Genomic DNA, 26,378 nt, shown 5'->3' on the forward strand with positions numbered 1-26,378 from the left:
TCAGCGCCTCATGCGCCGTCGGCGGCCAGCGCCCTCGCAGTCCTCTCGTCGGTAATGAGACCGCTTAATTGCCCGCTAGCGAGCACCGCCCGGATGGCCGGAACCTTGATCTTGCCGCCGGCAACAGCGACCGTGCGGCGGTTCTTCAGGTCCTCGCGGCTGAGCGTAAACGTGCGGTCGGAAAGCGTCGTCTCGACCGGCTTGCCGTCGCGGTCGAAGAAGTGGCCGAGCAACTCTCCCATCGCCCCACCCTTCTGGATGTCCTCGATCTCGCTGGTCTCGATCATGCCGGTCGAAACCAGCGACGCCTCGCGCTCGACGGTGCCAATGCCGACCATCAGGAGATCGGCTGTCTTGGCGAGATCGAAGACTTCGCGCACGCCGCGCTGGCTGAAGAGCACGTCGCGATCCTCGACCGTGTTGGCGAAGAACGGCACTGGCATGACATAGGCCTCTGCCCCCGTACGCTCGGCGAGCCGGTGGATCACGTCATGCGGGTTGGCGGAGAACTTGCGGGTAAGCCCGCCGAGCAGCGACACGAAGCGGGTGTTGCCGCTGGCGATCCGCGGCAGATATTCGACGCAGGCGGCGAGCGTGCGGCCATGACCGACTCCGACCAGCGCCGTCTCGCCACGCTCGATCTCACGCTTCAGGAACTGTGCGCCGGAAATGCCAAGCGCCTTCAGCGGCAGGTCATCGGAATCGAAGTCCGGCACCACTTCGCAATAGTCGAGGCCGTAGCGCGCCGAAAGCGCCTGTTCGAGCTCCACGCATTCGGAGACTTCGCCGTCGATATAGACCTTCACCAGGCCTTCCTGGTTGGCCTTCATGATCAGCCGGTGGGCCTTGAGCGAGGTGAGCCCCAGGCGCTTGGCGACCTCCGCCTGGGTCAGGCCGCCGGCATAGTGCAGCCACGCCGCCCGTGTCGCCATGCTGGTTTCGTCATCACGAATGCCCGTCCCGCCAATCGTCATTGTCTCCACCCGGCTCTTGTTGCGCTGCATGATATTTTTTGCACCGCGTGATATTTTTATCCGTTAATGAAAGAAATTTCATGGCGTGAAATTTTTGTCAATAGCGTTTGACAAATGAACGATCACGTTTGCGAAGAGACGGTTGAGCAGTTGCGGCGGCTGCACGCAGGGGCAGCGGTCGCAGGCAAGCGCCAGACGGCGTAGGCTCGTCAAAAGCGGAAAAGGGGCAACGCAGGCGGAAGATCGAACCGCCGATCAGCGGTGCAAGGATCGCAGGATTATTGCCCGAGATTTCTCAGATAGAGCGACAGAAGCTGTGTCTGCGAGGAGATGCCGAGCTTGCGATAGACGTTGCGGCGATGAACCTTCACCGTGCCGGTGGAGATGCCGAGCCTGAGGCCGATCGATTCTGACGAATGGCCCTGCAGCACCAGTTCGATGATCGAGGCTTCGCGGTCCGTCAGATTGAGATGCTGCCAGACGCCGTCGGCCGGCGGGTGCGTCGCCTTGCGCCTGCTGCGCCCGGTTTTCGCCAGCGCCGCATCGAACCGGCGGCCGAGATCGGCCCAGTGATGGCGCACCAGGCCGGAGACCAGTGACTCGACCTTCTTCAACAGCGCGAACTCCGTCGCGCTGAAAGTCCCCGTCGCCTCGCGCCGCATCAGCGAAAGCACGACGGTGATCTGCTCGTCGATCGGCACGAAGAAGCCGACCTCTTCGGCAAGCCCCGTCTGCACATAATAGGTGCGATAATATTCCGAGGAGAAGAACCGGTCAGGCGCCAACTCCCTCATCCGCCAGACGCCGGGCTCACTCTTGATCGCCGCGTGGTAGAACGGGTCGAGCAGGTACGGTCCAGCCTGATAGAGGCTGACGAAGAGCACGTGATCCTTGGCGTTGAAGGTGCTGTAGAGGTCGATCGGCCGTTCCTTGCCGCGATAGGCAAAGACAACCACGTAGTCGAAGGTCATCAGCGTCGACATCAGCCGCCGATAGGTGGAGCCGACGGCATCGTCGTCCATCGCGGCACCCGCCACCAGCGGCGCCATGACCTGGAAAAGTCCTTCGAGATCGACGCTCAAACCGCCCTCCCGGCCGGTGTTTCCTGCTCTGGGGTATACTCCTCACACAGAGCAATCTGCGTTGAAATACCTCTCTCGGGGTATATACCGGCAGGGCACGCGGTGACTAGGCTGTGTGTCAATGACGGTGGAGTGCCAGGATGCAAGATCCTGGCGACATCCGATAACAACCGCAGGGAACAGACGTGACATCCGCTTCGACGAACGACATCGAGTTCCGTTCGGTCGCCAAACGTTATGGCGCCGTGACGGCCGTTTCCGACATCAATCTTCAGGTGCCGCGCGGCGCCTTCATGGCGCTTCTCGGACCATCGGGTTGCGGCAAGACCACGTGTCTGCGCATGATCGGCGGCTTCGAGCAGCCGAGCGAAGGCACGGTCTTCATCAGCGGCGAGCCGATGAACGGCGTTGCCGCCTATCGCCGCCCGGTCAACATGGTGTTCCAGCACTATGCGCTGTTCCCCCATCTCGACGTCGAGCAGAACGTCTCCTACGGGCTGAAGCAGATGCGGCCGCGCATCGCCGGCGCCGAGATTTCTCGCCGCGCCCAGGAGGCGCTGGAGATGGTACGGCTCGGCGGTTTCGGCAAGCGCCGCATCCACGAAATGTCCGGCGGCCAGCAGCAGCGCGTGGCGCTCGCCCGCGCCATCGTCAACAAGCCGAAGGTGCTGCTGCTCGACGAGCCCCTCGCCGCCCTCGACAAGAAGCTGCGCACCGCCATGCAGATCGAGCTGCAGACGCTGCAGCGCGAGCTTGGCATCACCTTCGTGCTCGTCACCCACGACCAGGAGGAAGCGCTGTCGATGAGCGATTTCGTCTGCGTCATGAATGCCGGCCGCATCGTCCAGGTCGGCCCGCCGCAGGAAATCTACGACAGGCCCGCAAGCCTCTTCGTCGCCGATTTCGTCGGCAAGACCAACCGCATCTCGGCGACCGTCGACGGCAACGCCTCGATCGAGCTCGCCAACGGCACGCGTTTTGCCGCCCCCGCGATCAACGGCACACGGGGGGCGGCCATGGTGGCACTTCGGCCCGAGGCGATCCGCCTGACGCGTAACGGTGCCGTCAGCACGGCGGCGCTGGCCGGCACCGTCACCCACCGGATCTTCCTGGGGTCAGCGGTCGAATATTCCGTCGCGGTCGACGGTCTCGGCGACTTCCTCGTGACGGCCGACCGCCGCACGCTCGGCGACAGCGAGCTGGTCGAGCCCGGCGAAAAGGTCGGCCTCGCCTTCGATCCGAACGCGCTTCACGTCTTTCCAGCCTGACATCGCCCGGCTTCCGAAGCCGGTTCTGCCGCCTACGCATGAACGTCAAACGATAAAGGGAACAGCGTCATGAGCAAATGGTACAGAGAAAATGCCCCTATCACCGCCGACCAGCTCGCGGACGAACTGATGCGCCTGAAGCGCGGCTCGGTCACGCGCCGCCACTTCCTCGGCGTCACCGGCCTCGGTCTTGCGACCGCCGTGCTCGCGCGCCAGCCCGGCCTCTTCAATTCCACCGCCTTTGCCGGCGACCTCGGCACGCAGATGTCGATCGCCACCTGGCCGAACTACCATGATCCGGCGACCTTCGAAGCCTTCCAGGCGGCCACCGGCGTTGCCGTCGAGGTCAACGTCTTCGGCTCCAACGAAGAGATGCTGGCGAAACTCCAGGCCGGCGGCACCGGCTGGGACCTCTTCGTTCCCACCAACTACACGATCTCGACCTATGTGAAGCTTGGCCTCATCGACGAACTCGATCTTTCCAAGCTTCCCAACTATGACGCGTCGACCGAGACGGCGCGCTTTACCAACGAAGGCATCGTCGACGGCAAGACCTATGCCGTGCCGAAGAACTGGGGTACGACCGGCATCGCGGTCAATTCGGCGAAGATCAAGAAACCGGTCACCAGCTGGAAGGAATTCTTCGAGATCGCCATGACCGAAGGCGACGGCCGCGCCATGGTGCACGATTACCAGCTCACCACCATCGGCAACGCGCTGGTGTCGCTCGGCTATTCCTTCAACTCGATCAAGCCGGACGAACTCGCCAAGGCCGAGGAACTGCTGATCAAGGTGAAGCCGCACCTCTACGCCATCAACAGCGACTACCAGCCGTCGATGCGCGCGACCGATGCCTGGATGACCATGTGCTGGACCAATGACGGCGCCCAGCTCAACCGCGACATGCCGGAAATCCTGTTCACGCTCGGCAAGGACGGCGGCGAGATCTGGTCGGACTTCTACGCGATCCCGAAGAGTGCCGCCAACAAGGCCGCCGGCTACGCGCTGCTCAACTATCTGATGGCGCCGGAAAACGCCATGAAGGAGCACATCGCCAACGGCGCACCGACCACCGACAGCCGCGTCATGAAGCTGCTGCCGGTCGACGTCACCTCCAACAAGATCGTCTATCCGGACGAGGCCGCGCTGACGCCGCTCGAATTCGGCGCCGCCGTGACCCTCACCGACCCCGGCCGCGCCGAGCTGATGGCGCGTTTCAAGTCGGCTTGATCTGGCATGTGACTGCCCTCATCCGCCTGCCGGCACCTTCTCGCCAAAAGCGGGGAGAAGGAACAAGCGGCAAGCTCCCTGCCCTCCTGCTTCTGCCGGAAGAAAGGGACCGGGCGGGTGCCACAAATCCCCTTCCCCCCGCTTGCGGGGAGAAGGTGCTGTGAGGCGGATGAGGGACCTTACCCTCCCGCTCGCATCGAAGTGCTGATGAAACGCGAACGGAAGAATTTATGACCGCGGCAACGAACACGAAGAGAAACCTGGTGACGGCGGCGCTGGTGGCGCCGGCCGCGGCCTGGCTGATGATCTTCCTCGTGCTGCCCTTCATCGCCATGCTGGTCTTCGCTTTCGGCGAACGCGCACCGGAAGGCGGCTATCAGGCAGCCTTCACCTTTGCCCAATTCGCCAACCTGCCGACACGGGCGGCCGCCTTCTGGAACACGCTGATCCTCGCGCCGGTCGGCGCGCTCGCCTGCCTGCTGATCGCCTATCCGGTCGCCTATTATCTGGCGGTCAAGGCGAACCCGCGCTACCGGCTGATCCTCGTGTCGCTCGTCGTCGTGCCCTTCTGGACGAGCCTGCTCGTGCGCACCTATGCCTGGATGTACATCCTCGGCTCGCGCGGTATCCCGAACCTTTTGTCGATGATCGGCATCGAGGACGTGAGGATGCTGAACACGCCGGGCGCCGTGCTTCTCGGCATCGTCTACGGCTACCTGCCGCTGATGATCATGCCCATTTACGTGAGCCTCGAAAAACTCGATCGCCGCCTGCTCGAGGCCTCCGCCGACCTCGGCGGGAGGCCGGTGTCGACCTTCTTCGGCGTCACCCTGCCGCTCTCCTTGCCCGGTGTCATGACCGGAGTCGCGCTGGTGACGATCCTGCTGCTCGGCGAATATCTGATCCCGCAGCTGCTTGGCGGCGGCAAAGTGTTCTTCATCGGCAATGCGCTGGTCGATCTCTTCCTGCAATCGCGAAACTGGCCGTTCGGCTCCGCGATCGCCGTCACGCTGGTTGCCGTGGTCGTGGTGATCCTGATGGTGGCAATGCGCATCGCCTTCCGCGTCGCCGGCACAAGACAGGTGGATCTCGTCTGATGCGCGCCTTCATCTCCTCCGTCTACCTCTTCCTCTACGCCCCGATCGCGCTCGTCGTCCTGTTCTCCTTCAATGCCGGGCGCAATGCGAGCGAGTTCACCGGGTTTTCGACCGCCTGGTACGGCAAGGCGCTTGGAAATACCTTCCTGGTTTCGGCGCTGCAGAACAGCCTGCTGATCGCCTTCACCAGCGCCACGCTCGCCGCAATCTTCGGCACCATGGCAGCCCTCGGGATGGAGCGGATGGCTCCGCGCAACCGGGCGATCTTCGATGCGCTGTTTGCAGCCGCAATCGTCGTGCCCGGTGTCGTCATCGGCATCGCCACGCTGGTCGCCCTCGTTGCCGTCTTCTCCTTCGTCAACCCGGCGCTGGCGACGATCTGGCCCGGCGACCAGCCGCCGCAGCTCGGCCTTGGCTACGGCTCGATCATCGCCGCGCACGGCCTGTTCTCGATGGCGCTAGTGACGATGATCGTGAAGGCCCGCATCGCCAGCCTCGGCCGCGATATCGTCGAGGCATCAAGCGACCTTTACGCGACACCGCTCACCACCTTCCGGCTGATCGTGTTGCCGCAGATCCTGCCGTCGATCCTTGCCGGCTTTCTTCTGGCCTTCACCTTCTCCTTCGACGATTTCATCATCGCCTTCTTCGTCGCGGGCTCGAAGACCACGCTGCCGATCTACGTCTTCGCCTCGATCCGCCGCGGCGTGACGCCCGAGATCAACGCGATCGCGACGCTGGTGCTCGTCGCCTCGCTGCTTCTGATCCTGACCGCCCGCATCCTGATGCGGGAAAAGAAAACGAAATCCGGGGAGTGAAACCATGATCCTGAAAGACCGGGTCGCGATCGTGACCGGAGCGGGCTCCGGGATCGGTCAGGCGGGTGCGGCCATCATGGCGCGCGAAGGCGCCCATGTCGTCGTCATCGACCGCAGCCTTTCGGCCGCGGCAACCGCCGTCGAGGCAATCGCCGCCAAAGGCGGCAGCGCCGAGGCGCTCGCCATCGACGTGACGGATGACGCGGCCCTTTCTGACGGCATCGCCGATATCCTCTATCGCCACGGCCGCATCGACGTTCTGCACAACCACGCCGGCGCCCAGGTCGCGGGGGACCTGGAAGAGGTCGAGGTCGCCGGCTTCGATCGCTCCTGGAACCTCAATGTCCGCGCCCATTTCATGGCAGCGCGGCTGGTCATGCCGTCGATGCGCGCCGCCGGCCGCGGCGTCATCCTCAACACCTCCTCATCCTCGGGCGTGCTCTACGACCGCGAGATGATCGCCTACACGACCACCAAACACGCCGTCATCGCCATGACCAAACAGATGGCCGGCGACTACGCCCGCCACGGCATTCGCGTCAACGCGCTCTGCCCCGGTTGGGTCGACACCCCCTTCAACGAACCGTTCATCGCGCAAATGGGCGGCCGCGGCGCAATCGAATCCTATATCCGCGAAAAGGTGCCGCTCGGCCGCTGGGCCAGCGTCGAGGAGATCGCCGAGTCGATCCTCTTCCTCGTTTCCGACCGCTCCTCCTACATGACCGGCCAGATCCTGGTGGTGGACGGCGGCGAGACAGTGGTGTGATGGCCTGAGCCCAGAGTTCAGAGAGGAGCTGCCTCGCGCTGCTGGATCTCTGTGACGAGCACGGAGATGAGAAGCGGCGGATGAAAGGCCCGTCATTGCCCGGGAACGATACCCCGGCAAGCCCACGCAACCGCCGCAAAGGACCGCGGCCCGTCCGGCTGACCGGCTTCGTAGGCGGCGCGGATGGCTGCGTCGAGCTTTGTCCGCATCCCTGCATCCAGTGAGCCGACATACTTGCCGAGCGGCCCCTCGCCCGCGGCAATCGGTTCCCAGAAATCGGCGAAGGACTGATAGTCCATACGGATCAGGAGCGAGGTCTGCCGGACGTCCGCGAGGCCATTCGCGACGAAGCTCTCGGTCATCTCTCCCGGCCGCATCATCGGCTGGAAACAATAGCGACTGCGCACCTGCTCGGCATTTCCATCCAGCATCGCCGCCACATCGAGCACCATGCGCATGCCCGGCATGCCGCCGAAATGATCCCAAACGACGGCTGCAACGACGCCGCCCGGCCGGGTGACTCGGCGCATCTCGGCGACCGCTTTCCCCGATTCCGGCACGAAGTGCAGCACCAGCAGCGCCATCGCCCGGTCGAAGGATGCATCGGCAAAGGGCAGCGCGCAGGCGTCGGCCTGCTGGACTTTGATCCGCGGATCTGAACTCGCCCGGATCGTCGCTTCGACGAAAACAGGCGAAAAGTCGATTGCAACGATCTCGCTGACATCGGCCGCGCGCGGTAAGGCAAAGGTAAGGCTGCCCGTGCCGCAACCGACATCCAGCACCCGCTCACCGTCGGCAACACCCGCAAAGTCGATGAATGGCGGCGCAAGCTGCCGGCTCCACCGACCCATCAACTGTTCGTAGCCGGCAGCACTCTGCACATTGAAGCTCGATGTCATGATCGCCTCCGGGCAGTGAGGCGTGCATTGTGACGTGCGGCAGGCGCGACACCAAGAGACCGGCTCACCGCTCGAGCGCCGTCAGCAGCAACGGTGGGAGCAACGGTCGTCAGATCGCCTGCAAAGTCAGGAACGTTGAGGCGTCTGAAGCGGGTTGCTCGGGATTTGCTGCAACAATTCCGCCAATCGTTCCTGCCAATGTGGATTGCGCTGTCTTAGCGGCTCCAGAGCATCGCCTGACGCGTTCTCCATTTCGCTCATCAACGCACGCGATGATCGAGCCTCTGCAAGACGCCCAGCGGCCGCATAACAGCAGGCCAGCGTTTCTTGGGCCGGCCGCCATGCAGGGCGCACTTTTTGGGCCTTCACGGCAGCAGCGAGCGCGTTCGTTCCGTCGCCTGCAAACAGGTGGGCGAGCGCCAGAAAATTCAGCCAGACGAAGTTCTGCGGGTCATTGGCGTTCAACATGAGACCGTGTTCCAGTGACGCTATGGCACCGGACACGTTCCCCCTGAACAGCTCCGCCATCCCCAGGACAAGGTGGCCAAGGGCGAAACTCGGGCTGATCTCGATCGCCCTTTCGGCGGCAAGGACCGCCTGCTCGGGCGCATTCGCGTACGCGCTGCAGATCGCCAGCGCATAGTGTGTGTACGGGTTCTTTTCGTCGAGCCGAACGGCTGCCAAGGCGGCGTCCAAACCCTCTCTGATGTCATCGGAAGGAAGCTCGCTCCATCCATAGGCGACGATGCCTGCGCTCACGCGACCAAGCCAGAGATGCGCTTCGGCAAGCTCGGGATCAAGCCGACACGCCTCCCTGAATAGCTCTCGCGCCATTAGGTGGGTCTGCTGGCCAACCTGGTGAAAATACCAGGTCCCCTGCCGCACGATCTCCCACGCCGACAAATTTCCCGTGTGCCTCGCCGGCGAGGGGAATGATGCCGTCTTCAACAGTTCTGGTTCAATCGCACCTGCAACTCTCTCTGCGATGGCGTCTTGAACTGCGAATGCCTCTTCCATTTCCACGTCATACCGTTCGGCCCAGACCTGGCTGGCCGAGGTGGTCTCGACCAGTTGCGTGGAGACCCGAAGACGGCCGCCGGAGCGGCGCACGCTTCCTTCGAGCACGTAATCGACATCCAGGTCTCGGCCCACCTGCTTGGCGCTCACCGACTTGTGCTTGTAGACGAAACTTGAATTGCGCCCGATGACCCGAAACCACCGAAATCTCGTAAGCGCGGTGATCACATCTTCGGTGATGCCATCAACCAGATACGACTGTTGCTTGTCACTGCTCAGATTTGCAAACGGTAGGACCACGATCGATGGTCTGCCCGGGTTCGCGGGCGAGGCTGGCAGTGCCGGCGATGCATCAGCGGCAACCGGATGCAGGCTATTCACCCGGGCGGCAAAACGATAGCCCGCACGCGGCACGGTGGCGATCCATTCGTTCCCCTCCGGTTGAGGACCCAGCATCTTGCGCAAGGCAGCGATCTGAACCGAGAGATTGCTCTCCTCGACGACAGCCGCGGGCCAGGCTGCCTCCATCAGCGCGGACTTGCTCACGACCTGCATCGACGCTCGCACCAGCGCGTGCAGCAGCAACAAGCCCTTATGGCCAATTGCGACCCGCCGCCCTTCACGCGTCAGTGCGCTGCGCTCCATGTCGAGGATGAATGTCCCGAACGCGAAAAGTTGCGGCTCGACACTATCGGCCACGACGTCTTCGGAAGAATTCGGAACTTTTCGCCCTCCCATTCAGGACTCCAGCCGGTCTTCTTGCGATCCTTTGCGCAGGTCGACCAGACTACCACAGAGGAGACCGAAAAATGACGATTTCAGAAGAACGAACCGACGCGCGTCCAGGATTCTCGCGGAGCAAGGCCCTCGTATCCAAAGGGGACGCCGGTTACCGGGCTGAACAGGGGCCCGATTACCTGCCCGGCATCAGTGCAGAGTCGGTTGGCTCCACCGCACTGTGGCTCGGTATCGCTACGATACCGCCTGGAAAGCGCACCAAGGCGCATGTGCATGAGCGCCACGAAACTGCCTTCTACATGTTGAGCGGCGAAGAGCTGGAACTATGGAGTGGCGATGAACTCCAGCACCGGGATGTGATGCACCCAGGAGACTATCTGTACATCCCCGCCAACGTGTTGCACGTGGCCGTTAATCGAGCTGACCAACCAGCCGTATTTATCGGGGCGCGCAACGAGCCAACCGCGCAGGAGAGCGTTGTTCTTTATCCTGAAATGGATTCCAGAGTGCCGTGACAGGTGCAAAACCGCTTATGGCAAAGCCGCCGCCAGGTCCTTACACCTTCACATGCCCGATGCCCTTGGCGGCGATCTCCTCAAGGCTCTCGTCATAGCCGGCATCCGCATAGCGGATGACGCCAAGCGAGGTGTCGTTGGTGAGGGCATAGTCGAGGCGCTCGTCGGCCTCGACCGTGCCGTCGGCAACAACGGTCACGCCGCAGCTCGTCATGTAGCCGGCATAACCGCCACCACCGGAATGGACGACCACGAGATCGGCCATGGAGGAGCAGAGCAGCATGGCGTCGAGTAGCGGCCAGTCGGCGATCGCGTCCGAGCCGTCCTTCATCCGCTCGGTCATGATGTTCGGATGCGCCATGGCGCCGGCATCGAGATGGTCGCGGGAAAACGCGATCGGGCCCTTGAGTTCGCCAGATGCCACCAGTTCGTTGACGCACCGCGCCAGCGCCGTGCGTTCGCCGTGGCCGAGCCAGGCGATGCGGGCCGGCAGGCCCTCGAAGGGAATATGCTGGCGCGCCAGCCTGATCCAGTTGGTGACGATGCGGTTGTGCGGAAACATGTCGAGCAGCAGATCGTCGATCCGGGCGATGTCGCTCTCCTCGCCGGAAAGCGCCATCCAGCGGAAGGGGCCGATGGCGCGGGCAAAGAGCGGACGCAGATAGGCCTCGGTGAAGATCGGGATGTCGAAGGCATTGGCAACGCCGCCCTCGCGCGCCTGGGTACGGATGAGGTTGCCGTTGTCGAAGACTTCCGCGCCCTTCTGCTGGAAGTCGAGCATCGCCTTGACGTGCTCGACGATCGAGGCGCGGCTCGCCGCCATCAATTGCCCCTGGCCGTCGTCGCGCAGCGATTTCACCTGGTCGAGGCTCATGCCCTTCGGCACATAGCCGTAGACGAGATCATGCGCTGACGTCTGGTCGGTGACGACGTCGGGCACGATGCCACGCCGGGCGATCTCCGGATAGATCTCAGCCGCATTGCCGACGAGGCCGACGGAGAGCGCCCGCTTGTCCTTCACTGCCGCGTCGATCATCGAGAGCGCAGTATCGAGATCGGGCGCGATCTCCTGCAGATAGCCGATCTCCCGGCGCTTCTTCGCCCGCTCCGCGTCGGTATCGACACAGAGGATCGCCGCCCCCGCCATCCGGCCGGCAAGCGGCTGGGCGCCGCCCATGCCGCCAAGCCCAGCCGTCAGCACGAAACGCCCGGAGAGATCGCCGCCGAAACGGCGTTCGGCGATGCGCATGAAGATCTCGTAGGTGCCCTGGATCACGCCCTGGCTGCCGATATATTGCCAGGCGCCGGCCGTCAGCCCGCCCCAGCAGATCAACCCTTTTCGCTGCAAATCATAGAACACCTCGGCCTTCGCCCATTGGCCGACAATGTTGCAATTGGCCATGATGACGAGTGGCGCCTTGGCGTGGGTCTTCAAGAGCCCCACCGGCTTGCCGGACTGGATGACGAGCGTCTGGTCCTCGTCCATTTCGATGAGCGTCTTGACGATAGCCCGGTGCGCCGGCCAGTTGCGCGCCGCCTTGCCGAGTGCTGCATAGACGACGAGATTGTCCGGATCCTCGCCGACCGAAAGCACGTTTTCCAGGAGCCGCAGCAGCGCTTCCTGCCGCCAGCCCTTGGCGCGCAGCTCCGGTCCACCGGGGATGGGAAAACCAGGATGACGGGGATTGGCCTTGGGCATCGTCTCGTTCCTCTTTGTCTTGTCGGCGGGGTGGTTGCCCCACGCATTCATGGCGACGGGAGGTCGCTGCCTCTCGTTTATGGCGGGGGCAGATCCCTGCTCCCTTGCATTCGTGGCACGCGCAAGTCGCCGCCTCTCATGCTTGTGGCGACGGGTGGTGACGGCCCGACACGCACTGGCGAGAGCGGCCAATGAGGCTCGCCGCCGAGGCAGCGAGCCTCATTCACTTCGGCGGCAGCGTCTCGACGAACGCGATCGCCCCATCAAGCAACCGCCGGCGCAGCGCATCATCGCCATAGGCATCCGCCGCTGCGCGCACCCAGCCATGCATCGCCCGTCCGTTCATCACCATCAGCTCGATATCCGGCAACGCCAACGCCCAGCCGTCATTGCCCTTGCCGAGGCGCACGAGCAGAGAGCCCTCGCGCGCGCCAAGTAGCAGGTTGCCTTGAAGCAGATAGGCCCAGCCGCCGAACATGGCCTTTTCCGAAAGCCCGGCGCGGTCACCGAGCTCTTCGCGGATTAGTTCCTCTAGCCCTGCATCGCGCGCCATCACCCTGCTCCCGTCAGCTACGGCCGGAAAGCGCGTAGCGGGCAAGCTCGATGCCCATCGCCTTTTCGACCGATGGATAGACCGACGGGTCGAGCACGCTGGAGGACAGCGGGATGACCGTCTTCGGCACATGCAGCACGAAGATCCTCATGCCCACCTGCAGCTGGCCGACACTCAAAGGCTCGCCCTCCGGCGAGAGCGTGGTGATGACGTCGGGGAAGGTCGCAAGCCGCGTGCCTTCCGCAGAGTCAACCGCCATGTATTCGTTCATCACGTGCAATACCGTTGAGTCAGCGCCCTTCCCCAGCGTCACCGTGCCGATGTCGAAGGCTTCCTTGGTATAGACGACCGATTTGTCGGTGATCGTGCCCTCGGCGAGGATCGCGCCATTGGTCGTCTTGACGATCGCGTCGATCACTGCGCTGCCGCCCTTGGCTTCCGCCGCGATGATCGCCTCGCCGAGCGCCAGCGCCAGCGAGATGCCGCCCAGCGCCGCATTGGCTTTCACATAGGATGCCCTGACCGGATTGCGGCAGGAGGCAATGAAGCCGCCGGACATGTCGGAGGCGGTGCGCAAGACCGGCGAGACCTTGGCCGTGGCGCCGCGCACCACCAGCTCGATGTAACGATTTTCCTCGCGATTTCCCCCGACCGCCGTCTGGATCATCGGCTCGGGCGAACCGGCAAGGCCGATGGAGCCCATGTCACCGGTCGGATGCGCGCGGATGTCGCCGACCGCGTCCACCACCTTGGTGCCGAGGATCGCCGACGGCAGCCAGCCGTTCAGCGTCGAGGACTTGCCGTTCTGGCCGATGATGAGCCCCGAGAGCTTCTCGCCGAGCGCCTCCTGCAACAGCTCCACGGCCTTGACGTAATCGACCCCACGCATCTCCCAGGGCGTGGTCGAGGCCGGTGCACCGATCGCGGCGGCCGTAGCCACCCAGTCCTGTGCCTCGAGTTCGTCGATCGAGACGAGCTCGGGTTTGCCGATCGAGACCGCTGCATAGCCGAGCATACGACCATGATCCGCCCAGCCGCCGCCCCCGGCGGCATAGACGGAACCGCCCTTGACCGCTGCCTCGACATCCTTTTCCTTCAGTATCCGGCCCATCTCACACCTTCTCCTGCAATTTCTTGTCGAGTCGCTTCACCGCATCGAAGAGAACGGCCGCGCCGAGCGCGATATCGTCGTTTTCGGCCCATTCCTCCGGCGCATGCGAGCGCCCGCCGAGGCAGGGAATGAAGATCATCGCCGAACGGGTGATGCGTCCCATCCAGGCGGTGTCGTGACCGGCGCCGGAGGCCATGCGCCGATGCTTGGCGCCGATCGCATCGCAGCTTTCTTCGAGCGTTGAAAGCAGGAGCGGATCGCCCGGCGTCGGGTGGTTGTCCGAGATCACAGTGGCGGGCGGGATCGTCACGGCCGACGCCTCGGCGACACCCTGGCAAAGGGAGCCGAGCGTTGCCAGGAACCGCTCCATTTGCGGCCGCAGCTCGGCACGCGCATCGATCAGCAGCCGGACGCGAGACGGCACCACATTGGCTGCATTCGGCTCGATCGAGAATTCACCGACCGTCGCGGTGAAATGCCCGTCGCCGTGAGAAAATTCCGTCGCCAGCCGCTCGATCTCCAGCACCAGATGCGAGGCGGCAACCAGCGCATCGCGCCGGTGCCCCATCGGAGTCGTACCGGCATGGTCCGCCTGGCCCTCGACGATGATCTCGATGCGGGTGATGCCCGAGATGGCGGTAACCACCCCGACATCGAGCCGCCCAGTCTCCAGTATGGGCCCCTGTTCAATGTGCAGTTCGAGGAAGGCCTTGATGTCGGAGCGTTTCGAGCCGGAAAGCCTGGAGGGGTCACCGCCCACCTCGACGATACCCTGCCTGAGGCTCAGATCCCCTTGCGTGCGGCTGAGCCACCCATCGGGCAGCACGCCCGCCATGCCGCGGCTGCCGACGCAGGAAACGCCGAAGATCGACACTTCCTCGGCCAGGAAATCAACGATCTCCAGATCGTGGTCGAGGTCGATGCCGTTGTCGGAAAGCGCGCGCGCCACTTCGAGCGCCGCCGCCACGCCGGCGATGCCATCGAAGCGGCCGCCATCCGGCACCGTGTCGGAATGGGAGCCGAGCAGGATGGTGCCGAGCGCCGACATTTTCCCCTTGCGCCGGCCGATCAGGTTGCCGGCGGCGTCGATGCGGGTTTCAAGCCCGGCCGCGCGAAAACGCCGGTCGAGAAAGGCCCGGCCCTCGAGGAACAGCGGCGTGAAGGCGCGGCGTGTGTAGGGCCGGTCCGGCTCGGTGATACCTGCCAGGCCGTTGATGATGCCGGCAATGCGGCTGGCATTGACGGGCAGATTGGCCGGAACTTTGTGGGCGGTCTTGCTCATCACATTTCCTAAATCTCGATGCGGGATGCGGGCGGAAAACCGCACGCACTTTTCCGCATTCCGCTTTACAGAGCCAAAGTGGCGAGCGGCCGGACAAACTGTCCCGCGCCCGGCTCGGCCAAAACCTGGCGACCATCGAAGGCAAGCCTGCCCCGCAGATAGGTCGCTGAAACCCGCCAGGGCAGTCTAATGCCATTATAGGGCGACCAGCCGACGACGTTGTGACCGCTCTCGGCCGCATCATAGACATAGGGCTCCGGCGTTATGACGATGATGTCGGCATCCTTTCCAGGTTCCAGCGCACCCTTCTGATGATCAAGACGGAAATGCCTGGCCGGGTTCAGCGTCATCAGCTCGGCTGCGCGCGTCAAGGGAATGCCGCGCTCCAGCGCGCCCTTGACGAAGAGCGGCACCATGACTTCGAGCCCCGGCACGCCAGATGCGTTCGCCAGCATGTCCGGATTGGTCTTGCGATCCTCAGACCAGCTGACGTGATCGGTAGAGACCATCGTCACCGTGCCGTCGGCCACGTGCCGCCAGAGCTTTTCCACCTCGGCGCGCGGCCGGATCGGCGGGTTGATCTTGGCCTTGCCGCCGAGACGGCGAACATCGTTTTCTTCGTCGAGCGTCAGGTAGTGGATGCAGCACTCGATCGTCGCTTTGTAGCCCTGGGCGCGATAGGCGGCGGCAATCTCATAGCCGCGCCCGAGCGAGCAGTGCACCACATGCGCCGGGCAGCCGGTGGCGGCACCCGTCTCGTAGATCTGGTTGGTGGCGAGCAGTTCCGTCAGCGGCGGACGCGACAGCCCATGGGCGCGGTAGTCGGTGATGCCAGCCGCCTTGACCTTGTCGATCGCGGCACGCACCGCCTCGTCATCCTCGTTGTGGACGCCGGCTGAAAGCCCGGTCGGCGCGATCGCCCGGAAGCAGTCTTCGAGAAGGGCTGCCGGAATGCGGGGAAAGCGCTTTGGATCGGTGCCGAAGGTCGAGAACTTGAAGGCGGCGACACCCGCCTCCACCATCTCGCCGATGCGCGCCGGTCCCTCCTCCGGGTCCACGGTGCCATAGAGCGCGAAGTCGATGCGCGCCTGCGGTCCCGCATGGTCGATCTTGCGGCGAAGGGCTTCGGCAGAGCAGACGAGATTGCCCTCGTCATAGGGCATGTCGACAATGGTGGTCACACCGCCGGCCGCCGCCGAACGGGTCGACCACAGGAAATCCTCCTGGTTCTTCTGCGACAGCGAATGGACCTGCGCGTCGACGGCTCCGGGCAGGATCAGCGCGTTGCCGAGATCATGCCACTCCCGCGCGGCGGGTGCAGCCCCTTGCCCGACATGCACCACCTTGCCGTCGCGCACCGCCACGTGGCCGCCTTCGACGATCCTTTCGGGGAGAACAACGGTGCCTTTCAGAACGAGATCGAAATCGGACATGCTGCTCTCCCAATCGGATTATTTGTCGAGCGCGAAGAAGTCATCGAATTCCGGCATCGGCGCCAGAGCGACGAAGGAGCGCAACAGGTCGTGGCAGGTGAACGCATCCTGCAGCGCCTCGATCTCCTTCGAGAGCGGCCGGTCTTTGAGATACATGGGGCTGACCGAACGGGTCTGGTCATAGGCGCGCTTGACGATCCCCTGCGGCTGGTCGCCGACGAGATCGATCGCCTGGGCCGAAAGCATCGCCTCGATCGCGGCGAGCTGGCGCAGATCGCGCACCTGGGTTTCCATGCGCTCGACGATCAGCGGCAGGAAGGTCGCCTCTTCTTCGAGACCGCCGGCAACCACGATCGACTGCGCCGAAAGCGGCACCGCGAGCGACTGCACGCGCATATAGAGTTCGACCGCAAGCTTCATCAGCGGCCCGAGCCCGGTCGCGACTTCCCCCGGCGCCACCAGATTGACCGAGAGATTGCGGCGTCCGCCGTTCGACAGCAGGATGCAGCGGTTCAAAACGTTGCGCGCCGCATGGGAAAAGGCGATCTGCGCCGCCTCGATATAGAGCGTCGTCGTCAGCGGCAGCGATGCACCGGAGGAATGGACCTGGCCGCCGATGACAACAGGGTTGTCGTCGGAGAGATAGGTCTGCTCCACCAGCCGGCCGGCGGCGACCAGCAGCGTATCGACGACCGCGCCGAAGACCTGGGCGGTCATGCGCAGGCTCAAGGGATCGTGGATCGCCGTCGGTAACGGCCAGTCGGAAATGCCGGACTGGCCATAGAGCCAGGAGCCGACCAGCGCCTCGCCGCGGGTCGAGAGCGTCGCGGCCACCCGCCACGGGTCGGCGGAGGCACCAAGCGCCTGAGACGACATGACGCCGGTGACGAGCAACACGCGGATCGCGGCCGCCGCCTCGCGCAGCACGTTTACGGCAGCGGCAAAGGAAATGGCGTTGACGCTGAGAGCCGCCAGTGCATCGCGCGGCTGCATGACGAACGGCTTGAGACCCGCCTCGGCAAGCGCCGTATCGGCCGAAACGAGGCGCCCTTGGTAATAGGCCTCGCCGACACCGGTCAGCACCGAGGCGATCTGGCCCATCAGCCCGATATCGGCGCAGCCCATGGAGCCGTGGCGGCGCACGGCCGGAATGATGTCGTGCTCGCTGAGTGCCAGAAACGCCCGGATCAGGTCCGGGCTGCAGCCGGTGTGGCCCCGCATCGCGGTGTTCACGCGGATGGCGATCGCCATGCGTACGATCGCCGGCGCAAAGAATTCGCCGGTGCCGAAATGGTGGGCTCTGACCAGCGCATTGTTGAATTCGGCGAGATCGTCGGCGGTCCAGAGCCGGTCCTTCATCGAGCCGACGCCGGTGTTGGAGCCGTAGACGGGAAGCCCCATCGCGACACGTTCGGCAACCACCTTGTGGGCGGCCGCCACCCGTTCCATGCCGCCGTCGTCGGCCACCGGTCGCGCCCTTCCCGCCCCGATATCCTCGAGCGTCGCGAAGTCCAGCGGTTTCCCGCAGAGAACGGTGGTTTTGACCTGATACAGCATGCCGATAAATATCCTTCCGCGCCGAGCGCGCTTCGGTTTCGAAACGGTGCGCGGATGCTCTGATGTCTCGCACCCGACGCTCGAAAACGCCGGGGTGCTTCATGCATGCTATGCGCTTATCGCGCATCCATGCTATATCCCAAATCCGGAACGGGTGATGCATATTTCAGAACGCACCTGGTGAAGGTGCCACGTCCGGGGTCATTGGAATGGATATGGCGACGATCGCGTTGGTCGATGCGGTGCTTCGTGAAGGTGGCGTTCGCCGCGCCGCAACTCGCTGCGGCCGGGCGCCGTCCAGCGTGAGCGCCGCGGTCAAGCGCTTCGAGCAGGCGATCTCCATGCCGCTTTTCCGTCGGGAAGAAACAGCGCTGGTGGTTACGCTCGAAGCGCGCGCGCGCGCCGTCGACGTCGAAGAGGCAACCGGCAAGATCACCGCCATCCTGGAAGGCGTCGGACGGGAGACGACCGCCCCCGTGCCGCCGATCGGCCTCGTCGCGCTCGACCGCTTCGTGCGCATCGCCCGCTCCGGCAGCATCCGTGCCACGGCAAAGGCGCTCGGCCTCGGCCAGCCGCAACTGACGCGGCAGATGGCGGATCTCGAACGCCATCTCGGCACCAGGCTGTTCGAACGCTCCCATGGCGGGGTCCTCTGTACGCCAACCGCGGAGCGGATCATTCCGCTCAGCGAGGCCCTGCTCGATATCTGGGCGCGGCTGACCCACGCCTCTGCCGACCGCTTTCGCCGCGACGTCGCCACCTGGCGGCTCGGCGCCGTCATGCCGCTTGGTCCGGAAAGCGAGATCGCCCGCATGCTGGCGGCCCTGACGGCAAACTGGCACCGCGCCCGCCCGCGCCAACCACTGTTCATTTCCAGCACCACGGCCGACGAACTGCTCGTCGGCCTTCGCAGCCGACGGTTCGATGCCGCGCTGCTCGATGTCGCCGAGATCCCGGCCGACTGTGAGGGCCGGCTGGTGTCGCAGACGCCGCTGGTGCTGGCGGGGCCAGCCTCCGCCCTTTCGGAACTGGGCGGCAACCTGCCCCGGCTGCTCGCCGCCTGCCCGATCGCGGTGCCGAGCGTCCGGAGCGGCCTTCGCCGCGAGGCCGCGCGCTTCCTCGACGACACGCTTGATGAAGCCGAACGGCGGCGCATCACCCTCGTCGAGGTCGATTCCATCCCCGTCATCATCAACCTCGTTCGCCAGCACGGCTATCTCTCGGTGCTGCCGCAATCCTCGCTCGCCCGCGTGCATCGCCCGCCAGCCATGATCCGGCTCGGCCCCGCCTATCGGCAGTCGCTGACACTCGTCTGGCCGCGCGGCGCCTTCGCCGCCGAGATCGGCGAGTTGATGATTTCGATGATGAAGATGAGCGCCGAGACGAGACCGCCGGCGGAATCAGTTCCTGATCATCGGCCGCCAAACGCCTGAAACGACTCTGAAATTCCCGCTTGAATCGATACTTGAAGCGCGCGCTCAGCTCTTCAGCTTCAGCCGCCTGCGCGTTTCGCTCGGGCTTTCACGGTAGTGCGCCCTGTAGCTGCGCGAGAAAGAAGACGACGAGTTGAAGCCGGAGATCGCGGCAATGTCGGCAAATTCCATCCGCGTCTCGATCACCTTGCGCCGCGCTGCATTGAGACGAAGCGCCAGGTAGTGCTCGTGCGGCGCAACGCCCATCGTGTCGCGAAAGAGATCTTGCAGATGCCGGGTGCTGACGCCGATGCGGCGGGCGAGCCTGGCGAGCGTCAAGGGCGCTTCCACCGTTTCCTCCATCAGCTTGACGGCGGCACCGACGCGTGGATCGAGGATGCGCATGTTGCCGATCGTCGGCATCTGCAGGAGATCGCCGCGGGTGCGCTCCTGCTCGTAGATGAAGAGGCGGGAGACTTCGAGTGCCAGCGAATAGCCATGCGCCCGGCGGATCAGCTCCAGCATCAGGTCGAGCGTCGGCAACGAGCCACCGGTCGTGATGCGCTTGCCGTCGATGACGAAGCGCTCGCGCACCATCGTCACCTGCGGGTAGGCGGCGGTGAAATCCTCGAAATCCTCCCAGTGGGTCGTCGCCTTGAAATTGTCGAGCAGGCTGGTCTCGGCAAGCAGCCAGGAGCCGGATTCGATGCCGGCCATCAGCTCGCGGTGCCGCGCGGTCTGCGAGAGCAGCATCTTTAGCTGCGAAGTGGCGCTGCGCTGCCAGTTGTAGCTCGAGAGGATGAAAAGCGGCGACGTCTCGCGCTGCGGCCGGAAGATACCGGAGACCGGAATGGGGATGCCGCTCTTCGTTTCGATCGGCGCACCGTCGGGGCTGTAGATCGTCCAGTCGTAGAGCGGGCGGCCGGCAATGCGGTTGGCGGCACGCATCGGCTCGATGACCGAGGCAACGAGGATCAGATTGGTCTCCGGCAGCACCAGGACATCGACGTGCTGCACCTGCGAAACGTTCTGATCCATGCCCAAACTTCTCCACTCTGTCGCCGATAATGTATAGAATGAAGCCGATAATGAAAAGCAGCGCGGTCTTTCTTGGCTCGTAATGGGCGCAATAAAAGGGAGACAGCAATGCCGCTCAGCATGAACCGCGAGGTATTCATCACCTGTGCCGTCACCGGCTCGGGAGACACCGTTTCAAAGTCCAGCCACGTGCCGATCACGCCGAAAAAGATCGCCGAAGCGGCGGTCGAGGCGGCCAAGGCCGGCGCTGCCGTGGTCCACTGCCACGTCCGCGATCCGGAGACCGGCGCGCCGGCCCGCAGGCTCGATCTCTACAGGGAAGTGACTGACCGTATCCGCTCTGCCGATGTCGACATGGTGCTGAACCTGACCGCCGGCATGGGCGGGGACCTGATCTTCGGCAACGTCGAAAGCCCGCTCCCGCTCAGCGAGAAAGGCACCGACATGGCCGGCGCCACCGAGCGCGTCGCCCACGTGGCCGAATGTCTGCCGGAAATCTGCACGCTCGACTGTGGCACCATGAACTTTTCGCTCGGCGACTACGTCATGACCAACACGCCGTCGATGCTGCGCGAAATGGCCCGCCAGATGACCGCCCTTGGCGTGCGTCCGGAGATCGAAGCCTTCGACACCGGCCACCTCTGGTTTGCCAAGCAGCTGGTCGAGGAAGGCCTGATCGAGGATCCGGTCTTGATCCAGCTCTGCATGGGCATTCCGTGGGGCGCGCCCGACGACCTCAACACCTTCATGGCCATGGTCAACAACGTGCCTGCCTACTGGACCTTCTCGGCCTTCTCCATCGGCCGCAACGCGCTCGCCTATCCGGCAGCAGCCATCCTTGCCGGCGGCAACGTCCGCGTCGGCCTCGAAGACAACCTCTATATCGGCAAGGGCCAGCTCGCCACCAACGGTCAGCTCGTCGAAAAGGCGGTCGGCGTCATCGAGGGCATGGGCGCCAAGATCATCGGACCGAAAGAGGTCCGCGAGAAACTGAAGCTGACGAAGCGCTGAGCAAGGACTGGACACCATGAGCTTTATCACCAAAGCAGCCTGTGTCGGCGGCGGCGTCATCGGCGGCGCCTGGGTGGCGCGCTTTGCGCTTGCCGGCATCGACGTAAATATCTTCGACCCGCATCCGGAAGCCGAGCGCATCATCGGCGAAGTCATGGCCAATGCCGAGCGCGCCTATGCCATGCTGACCATGGCGCCGTTGCCGCCGAAGGGAAAACTCACCTTCTGCAAGAGCATCGAGGAAGCGGTCGAAGGTGCTGACTGGATTCAGGAAAGCGTGCCGGAGCGGCTGGAACTGAAGCGCGGCGTGATCACCAAGATCGATGCCGCCGCAAGGCCCGATGCGCTGATCGGGTCCTCCACCTCGGGCCTTTTGCCCTCCGACCTGCAGTCCGAGATGCACCACCCCGAGCGCATGTTCGTGGCGCATCCCTACAACCCCGTCTACCTCTTGCCGCTCGTCGAGCTCGTCGGCGGCAAGAAGACGTCGAAGGCGACGATCGAGCGCGCCATGCAGGGCGTCGAGCAGATCGGCATGAAGGGCGTCGTCATCGCCAAGGAGATCGAGGCCTTCGTCGGCGACCGCCTGCTCGAGGCACTCTGGCGCGAGGCACTCTGGCTGATCCAGGACGACATCTGCGATACCGAAACGCTCGACAACGTCATGCGTTATTCCTTCGGCATGCGCTGGGCGCAAATGGGCCTGTTCGAGACCTACCGCATCGCCGGCGGCGAGGCCGGCATGCGCCACTTCCTCGCCCAGTTCGGCCCCTGCCTGAAATGGCCCTGGACGAAGTTCACCGACGTCGTCGACCTCGACGATGCGTTGGTCGAAAAGATCGGAGCCCAGTCGGACGCGCAGGCCGCCGGTCGCTCGATCCGCGAGCTCGAACGCATCCGCGACGAAAACCTCGTCGGCATCATGCATGCGCTGAAATCCGGTAACGGCGGCGAAGGCTGGGGTGCGGGCAAGCTGCTTGCCGATTTCGAGGCCAAGCTCTGGGCCAACGCCCGGAAGCCGGAAGCCGACCTCGGCGACGTCAAGCCGCTGCGCATCCTCGACACCAAGGTCAGCGCCGCCTGGGTCGATTACAACGGCCACATGACCGAGCACCGTTATCTCCAGGTCTTCGGCGACACCTCCGACGGCGTGCTGCGCCTCATCGGCGTCGACCTCGACTATGTCCGCGACGGTCACAGCTACTACACGGTCGAGACCCATATCCGGAACCTTGGCGAAGCCAAGCTCGGCGAGGCGCTCTACTCGACCTGCCAGATCCTGTCGTCGGACGAAAAGCGTCTTCACATCTTTTCGACGATCTACAACGCCGCAACCAACGAGGCCGTCGCCACCGCCGAACAGATGATGCTGCATGTCGACAGCAAGGCCGGCAAGGCGGTCGCGGCACCCGAGGCGGTGCTGAGCAAGCTCCGCGCGATCACTGAAGCCCATGCGCAACTGCCGACGCCCGTTGGTGCCGGACGCTTCGTCGGCCAGAAGCGCGCCTGACCGCAACAGCGGCGGGCCAGCAACAACAGGCAGCTTCGCCTTCCGGCGGAGCCGCAAACCGCAGCCGAAGGACGCTTGAGGAGGCGGCCATCGTTTGCGGCACCGACGTCAGCGGCGCGAAAACGAGGGGAACAACACAATGAATTTCGCACTGACCGAAGAACAGCAGATGATCGTCGATACGGTCAGGAGCTTCGTCGAAACGGAAATCTATCCGCATGAGGACGAGGTCGAGCGCACCGGCGTAGTGCCGCGCGAACTCGGTCAGGAGATCGCCCGCAAATGCAAGGAGATCGGCTTCTTCGGCTGTAATTTCCCGGAGGAAGTCGGCGGCGCCGGTCTCGATCACACCTCCTTCACCCTGGTCGAGCGCGAGCTTGGCCGCGGCTCCATGGGCCTGACCGTCTTCTTCGGTCGCCCCTCTGGCATCCTGATGGCCTGCAACGCCGAGCAGCGCGAAAAGTACCTGCTGCCGGCCGTCAAAGGTGACAAGTTCGATGCGCTTGCGATGACCGAGCCGGACGCCGGCTCGGACGTGCGCGGCATGAAGTGCTTTGCCCGCAAGGACGGCGACGACTGGATCGTCAACGGCACGAAGCATTTCATCAGCCACGCCGACATCGCCGATTTCGTCATCGTCTTCATCGCGACCGGCGAAGAGGATACGCCGCGCGGCCCGAAAAAGAAGATCACCTGCTTTCTCGTCGATCGCGGCACGCCCGGCTTCGAGATCCGCAAGGGCTACAATTCCGTGTCGCACCGCGGCTACAACAACTGTGTCCTGACCTTCGACGATTGTCGCCTGCCCTCCGCCCAGATCCTCGGCGAGGTGCACAAGGGTTTCGACGTCGCCAACGACTGGCTGTTCGCCACCCGCCTGACGGTGGCGGCGACTTCGGTCGGCCGTGCCCGTCGCGCCTTCGACTATGCGCTGAATTACGCCGCCGAACGCAAGCAGTTCGGCAAGCCGATCGGTGCCAACCAGGGCGTCTCCTTCAAGCTCGCCGACATGATCACCGAGATCGACGCCGCCGACCTCCTGACCCTTTCGGCCGCCTGGCGGCTCGATAACGGCCTGCCCTCGAACCGCGAGATTGCGTCCGCCAAGGTTTTTGCCACCGAGATGCTCGCCCGCGTCACCGACGAGGCGATCCAGATCTTCGGCGGCATGGGCCTGATGGACGACCTGCCGCTCGCCCGCTTCTGGCGCGACGCTCGCGTCGAACGCATCTGGGACGGCACGTCTGAAATCCAGCGCCACATCATCAGCCGCGACCTGCTGCGGCCTCTGGGAGCGTGATCGGCCGATGATACGCTCCCTCGACCGCCTCATCCGCCCGCGCACCATCGCCGTCTTCGGCGGCAAGGAAGCCCGGCGTGTCATCGAGCAATGCGACAAGATGGGCTTTACCGGTGAGATCTGGCCGGTGCACCCGCGCGAAGCCGAAATCCTCGGCCGCAAGTGCTATCGCTCGGTGGCAGAACTGCCAGGCGCACCGGATGCCTCCTTCGTCGGCGTCAACCGGCAGCTGACGATCGATATCATCCGCGATCTTGCGAGCCGCGGCGCCGGCGGCGCCGTCTGCTACGCCTCCGGCTTTCGCGAGGCGGCAAGCGAGCTTGACGACGGCAACGACATGCAGGAGGCGCTGGTGGCGGCTGCCGGCGACATGCCGATCGTCGGGCCGAATTGCTACGGCTTCATCAACATGCTCGATGGCGCCCTGCTCTGGCCGGACCAACACGGCATGCAACGCGTCGAAAAAGGCGTCGCGATCCTGACGCAGTCCTCCAACATCGCCTGCAACATTTCGATGCAGACGCGCGGTCTGCCGCTTGCCTATGTCATGACCGCCGGCAACCAGGCGCAGACGGGTCTGTCGGACATCGCCTGCGCCGTGCTCGAAGACCCGCGCGTCACCGCCGTCGGCCTGCATATCGAGGGTTTCGACAGCGTTGCTGCCCTCGAGCGGCTGGCGACGCGCGCGCGCGAACTCGGCAAACCGGTCGTGACGCTGAAGGTCGGCAAGTCGGAAGCGGCCCAGCTTGCGACGGTGTCGCACACCGCATCGCTTGCCGGCAACGACCGCGTCTCCTCGGCGCTTCTTGCCCGCCTCGGCATCGGCCGCGTCGACACGTTGCCGGCGCTCTTGGAAACGCTGAAGCTGCTGCATGTGGCAGGCCCACTCGAGAGCAACGACATCTCCTCGATGAGCTGCTCCGGCGGCGAGGCCTCGCTGATGGCGGATGCCGGCGAGCGCTACCGGGTCAATTACCGGCCCTTGCGCGACGAGCAGAAGAAGCCGCTGAAGGATGCGCTCGGCGAGATGGTGACGATCGCCAACCCGCTCGACTACCACACCTTCGTCTGGGGCAACCGCGAGAAGCAGACCACCGCCTTTACCGCCATGATGAAGGGCGGCTACGCGATCAACCTGCTCGTGCTCGACTTCCCGCGCCTTGACCGCTGCGACCCGGCAGACTGGGAAACCACCTGCCATGCGGTGATCGACGCGGCCCGGGCAACGGGTGCCCGCGCCGGCATCGTCGCCAGCCTTGGCGAAAACATGCCGGAAGCCACCGCCCTCTTCCTGATGAAGGCGGGTGTCGTGCCCTTCTTCGGCATCGAGGAAGCACTGGCAGCCATCGAGACGGCCGCCGAGATCGGCACCGCCTGGGCCAAGCCCGTCCCGCCCCGCCTGCACGATGGCGGTGTCGCCGCTGCCGGTGAAGCCATCACGCTCAGCGAACACGAGGCCAAGGTGGAGCTTGCTGCCGCCGGCCTGACCGTGCCGAAGGGCAAGACCGCAGCAACCGCCGAAGAAGCCGCAGACGCTGCCGAAGCGCTCGGTTTCCCGGTCGTGCTGAAAGGCCTCGGCGTCGCCCACAAGACCGAAGCGGGTGCCGTGAAGCTCAACCTTGCGAGCCGCGCGGACGTCCTTGCGGCGGCCAAGGCCATGGCCGCCGTCACCTCCGGGTACCTTGTCGAGAAGATGGTGGCGAAACCGGTCGCCGAGCTCATTATCGGCGCCATGCGCGACCCCGTCGCCGGCCCGGTTTTGACGATCGGTGCCGGCGGCATCCTCGTGGAACTGCTCGATGATTCCGCCATCCTGACGCTGCCGACGACGCCGGAAGCGATCGGGGAAGCAATCGGCGGGCTGAAGATCCGCAAGCTGCTCGACGGTTATCGCGGCGCGCCTGCTGCCGATTACGCCGCTTTAACCGCGGCTGTCGCGGCAGCGGCATCCTATGTCGTTGCAAACGCTTCGAAACTCGAAGAACTGGATATCAATCCATTGATGGTGTTGCCGAACGGTCAGGGTGCCGTTGCCGCCGACGCTCTCATTCGCCGGAGGAACTGACCC

The 26,378-nt window shown here is 64.4% G+C and carries 21 protein-coding genes and 1 pseudogene; 11 read left to right on the forward strand and 11 right to left on the reverse strand.

Annotated elements, in window-relative coordinates; all coding sequences use genetic code 11:
* Window positions 1-8: 8 nt before the first annotated feature.
* Together AC3WVQ_RS11780 and AC3WVQ_RS11785 are read right to left on the reverse strand one after the other, a co-directional pair.
* On the reverse strand, window positions 9-974 hold the full coding sequence (locus AC3WVQ_RS11780; RefSeq protein WP_034793557.1) for a sugar-binding transcriptional regulator: 966 nt from the start codon (window positions 972-974) through the stop codon (window positions 9-11).
* Window positions 975-1,252: 278 nt separating this feature from the next.
* A complete protein-coding gene (locus AC3WVQ_RS11785; protein WP_370689560.1) occupies window positions 1,253-1,996 on the reverse strand; it encodes a helix-turn-helix transcriptional regulator in 744 nt (247 codons plus the stop codon).
* Window positions 1,997-2,241: 245 nt separating this feature from the next.
* On the opposite strand from AC3WVQ_RS11785, the gene AC3WVQ_RS11790 reads away from it, so the two are divergent.
* The 5 genes from AC3WVQ_RS11790 (at window position 2,242) to AC3WVQ_RS11810 (ending at window position 7,235) form a co-directional block, all read left to right on the forward strand.
* A complete protein-coding gene (locus AC3WVQ_RS11790) occupies window positions 2,242-3,324 on the forward strand; it encodes an ABC transporter ATP-binding protein (RefSeq protein WP_034792163.1) in 1,083 nt (360 codons plus the stop codon).
* A 69-nt stretch (window positions 3,325-3,393) separates the two neighbouring features.
* The gene (locus AC3WVQ_RS11795; protein WP_060582636.1) at window positions 3,394-4,554 is read left to right on the forward strand and encodes a polyamine ABC transporter substrate-binding protein; all 1,161 of its coding nucleotides are present in this window, start codon (window positions 3,394-3,396) and stop codon (window positions 4,552-4,554) included.
* 230 nt (window positions 4,555-4,784) lie between these two features.
* The gene (locus AC3WVQ_RS11800; RefSeq protein ID WP_029742635.1) at window positions 4,785-5,651 is read left to right on the forward strand and encodes an ABC transporter permease; all 867 of its coding nucleotides are present in this window, start codon (window positions 4,785-4,787) and stop codon (window positions 5,649-5,651) included.
* On the forward strand, window positions 5,651-6,469 hold the full coding sequence (locus AC3WVQ_RS11805; protein ID WP_029742634.1) for an ABC transporter permease: 819 nt from the start codon (window positions 5,651-5,653) through the stop codon (window positions 6,467-6,469). Before AC3WVQ_RS11800 ends, AC3WVQ_RS11805 begins: the two co-directional genes overlap by 1 nt.
* A gap of 4 nt (window positions 6,470-6,473) precedes the next feature.
* Window positions 6,474-7,235, forward strand: a complete 762-nt coding sequence (locus tag AC3WVQ_RS11810) for an SDR family NAD(P)-dependent oxidoreductase (RefSeq protein ID WP_090294336.1) — start codon at window positions 6,474-6,476, stop codon at window positions 7,233-7,235.
* 92 nt (window positions 7,236-7,327) lie between these two features.
* Here AC3WVQ_RS11810 and AC3WVQ_RS11815 read toward each other — a convergent pair whose 3' ends face one another.
* Both AC3WVQ_RS11815 and AC3WVQ_RS11820 read right to left on the reverse strand, forming a co-directional pair.
* Entirely contained in the window at window positions 7,328-8,134 is an 807-nt protein-coding gene (locus tag AC3WVQ_RS11815; RefSeq protein ID WP_090294337.1) for a class I SAM-dependent methyltransferase, read from the reverse strand.
* A 126-nt stretch (window positions 8,135-8,260) separates the two neighbouring features.
* On the reverse strand, window positions 8,261-9,889 hold the full coding sequence (locus AC3WVQ_RS11820) for a winged helix-turn-helix domain-containing tetratricopeptide repeat protein (protein WP_110818689.1): 1,629 nt from the start codon (window positions 9,887-9,889) through the stop codon (window positions 8,261-8,263).
* Window positions 9,890-9,960: 71 nt separating this feature from the next.
* Between AC3WVQ_RS11820 and AC3WVQ_RS11825 the strand changes: the two genes are divergently transcribed.
* Entirely contained in the window at window positions 9,961-10,404 is a 444-nt protein-coding gene (locus AC3WVQ_RS11825; RefSeq protein WP_090294339.1) for a cupin domain-containing protein, read from the forward strand.
* Window positions 10,405-10,444: 40 nt separating this feature from the next.
* Here AC3WVQ_RS11825 and ertB read toward each other — a convergent pair whose 3' ends face one another.
* The 6 genes from ertB to AC3WVQ_RS11855 form a co-directional block, all read right to left on the reverse strand.
* The gene (ertB, locus tag AC3WVQ_RS11830; RefSeq protein WP_090294476.1) at window positions 10,445-12,103 is read right to left on the reverse strand and encodes a thiourocanate hydratase; all 1,659 of its coding nucleotides are present in this window, start codon (window positions 12,101-12,103) and stop codon (window positions 10,445-10,447) included.
* A 223-nt stretch (window positions 12,104-12,326) separates the two neighbouring features.
* Window positions 12,327-12,656 (reverse strand): TfoX/Sxy family protein, encoded by a 330-nt coding sequence (locus AC3WVQ_RS11835; protein WP_089043411.1) that lies wholly within the window; start codon window positions 12,654-12,656, stop codon window positions 12,327-12,329.
* 13 nt (window positions 12,657-12,669) lie between these two features.
* Window positions 12,670-13,767 (reverse strand): thiohydantoin desulfurase, encoded by a 1,098-nt coding sequence (ertC, locus tag AC3WVQ_RS11840; protein WP_090294340.1) that lies wholly within the window; start codon window positions 13,765-13,767, stop codon window positions 12,670-12,672.
* Between the two features lies 1 nt (window position 13,768).
* Window positions 13,769-15,049, reverse strand: coding sequence for a Zn-dependent hydrolase (locus tag AC3WVQ_RS11845; RefSeq protein WP_492382731.1), 1,281 nt, complete (start codon window positions 15,047-15,049; stop codon window positions 13,769-13,771).
* A 65-nt stretch (window positions 15,050-15,114) separates the two neighbouring features.
* Window positions 15,115-16,482: a hydantoin-5-propionate amidohydrolase gene (gene ertD, locus AC3WVQ_RS11850; protein WP_110818690.1), complete on the reverse strand. Its 1,368-nt coding sequence runs from the start codon at window positions 16,480-16,482 to the stop codon at window positions 15,115-15,117.
* Between the two features lie 18 nt (window positions 16,483-16,500).
* The gene (locus AC3WVQ_RS11855) at window positions 16,501-18,039 is read right to left on the reverse strand and encodes an aromatic amino acid ammonia-lyase (protein WP_034792145.1); all 1,539 of its coding nucleotides are present in this window, start codon (window positions 18,037-18,039) and stop codon (window positions 16,501-16,503) included.
* A 215-nt stretch (window positions 18,040-18,254) separates the two neighbouring features.
* On the opposite strand from AC3WVQ_RS11855, the gene AC3WVQ_RS11860 reads away from it, so the two are divergent.
* Complete coding sequence (locus AC3WVQ_RS11860) at window positions 18,255-19,472, forward strand: LysR family transcriptional regulator (protein ID WP_181432579.1); 1,218 nt, start codon at window positions 18,255-18,257, stop codon at window positions 19,470-19,472.
* Window positions 19,473-19,517: 45 nt separating this feature from the next.
* On the opposite strand, the pseudogene AC3WVQ_RS11865 reads toward AC3WVQ_RS11860, so the two are convergent.
* Window positions 19,518-20,629: pseudogene (locus AC3WVQ_RS11865) on the reverse strand (GlxA family transcriptional regulator).
* On the opposite strand from AC3WVQ_RS11865, the gene bcoG reads away from it, so the two are divergent.
* The 4 genes from bcoG (at window position 20,598) to AC3WVQ_RS11885 (ending at window position 26,375) form a co-directional block, all read left to right on the forward strand.
* Complete coding sequence (gene bcoG / locus AC3WVQ_RS11870; protein ID WP_492382732.1) at window positions 20,598-21,500, forward strand: 3-dehydrocarnitine:acetyl-CoA trimethylamine transferase BcoG; 903 nt, start codon at window positions 20,598-20,600, stop codon at window positions 21,498-21,500. The pseudogene AC3WVQ_RS11865 and the gene bcoG sit on opposite strands and share 32 nt — an antisense overlap.
* Window positions 21,501-21,516: 16 nt before the next feature.
* Window positions 21,517-23,010, forward strand: coding sequence for a carnitine 3-dehydrogenase (locus AC3WVQ_RS11875; RefSeq protein ID WP_090294345.1), 1,494 nt, complete (start codon window positions 21,517-21,519; stop codon window positions 23,008-23,010).
* 139 nt (window positions 23,011-23,149) lie between these two features.
* Window positions 23,150-24,310, forward strand: coding sequence for an acyl-CoA dehydrogenase family protein (locus AC3WVQ_RS11880; RefSeq protein ID WP_029742617.1), 1,161 nt, complete (start codon window positions 23,150-23,152; stop codon window positions 24,308-24,310).
* A 7-nt stretch (window positions 24,311-24,317) separates the two neighbouring features.
* Entirely contained in the window at window positions 24,318-26,375 is a 2,058-nt protein-coding gene (locus tag AC3WVQ_RS11885; RefSeq protein WP_090294346.1) for an acetate--CoA ligase family protein, read from the forward strand.
* Window positions 26,376-26,378: the final 3 nt, after the last annotated feature.

Source organism: Ensifer sp. EB106-05-01-XG146 (genome assembly GCF_058791875.1).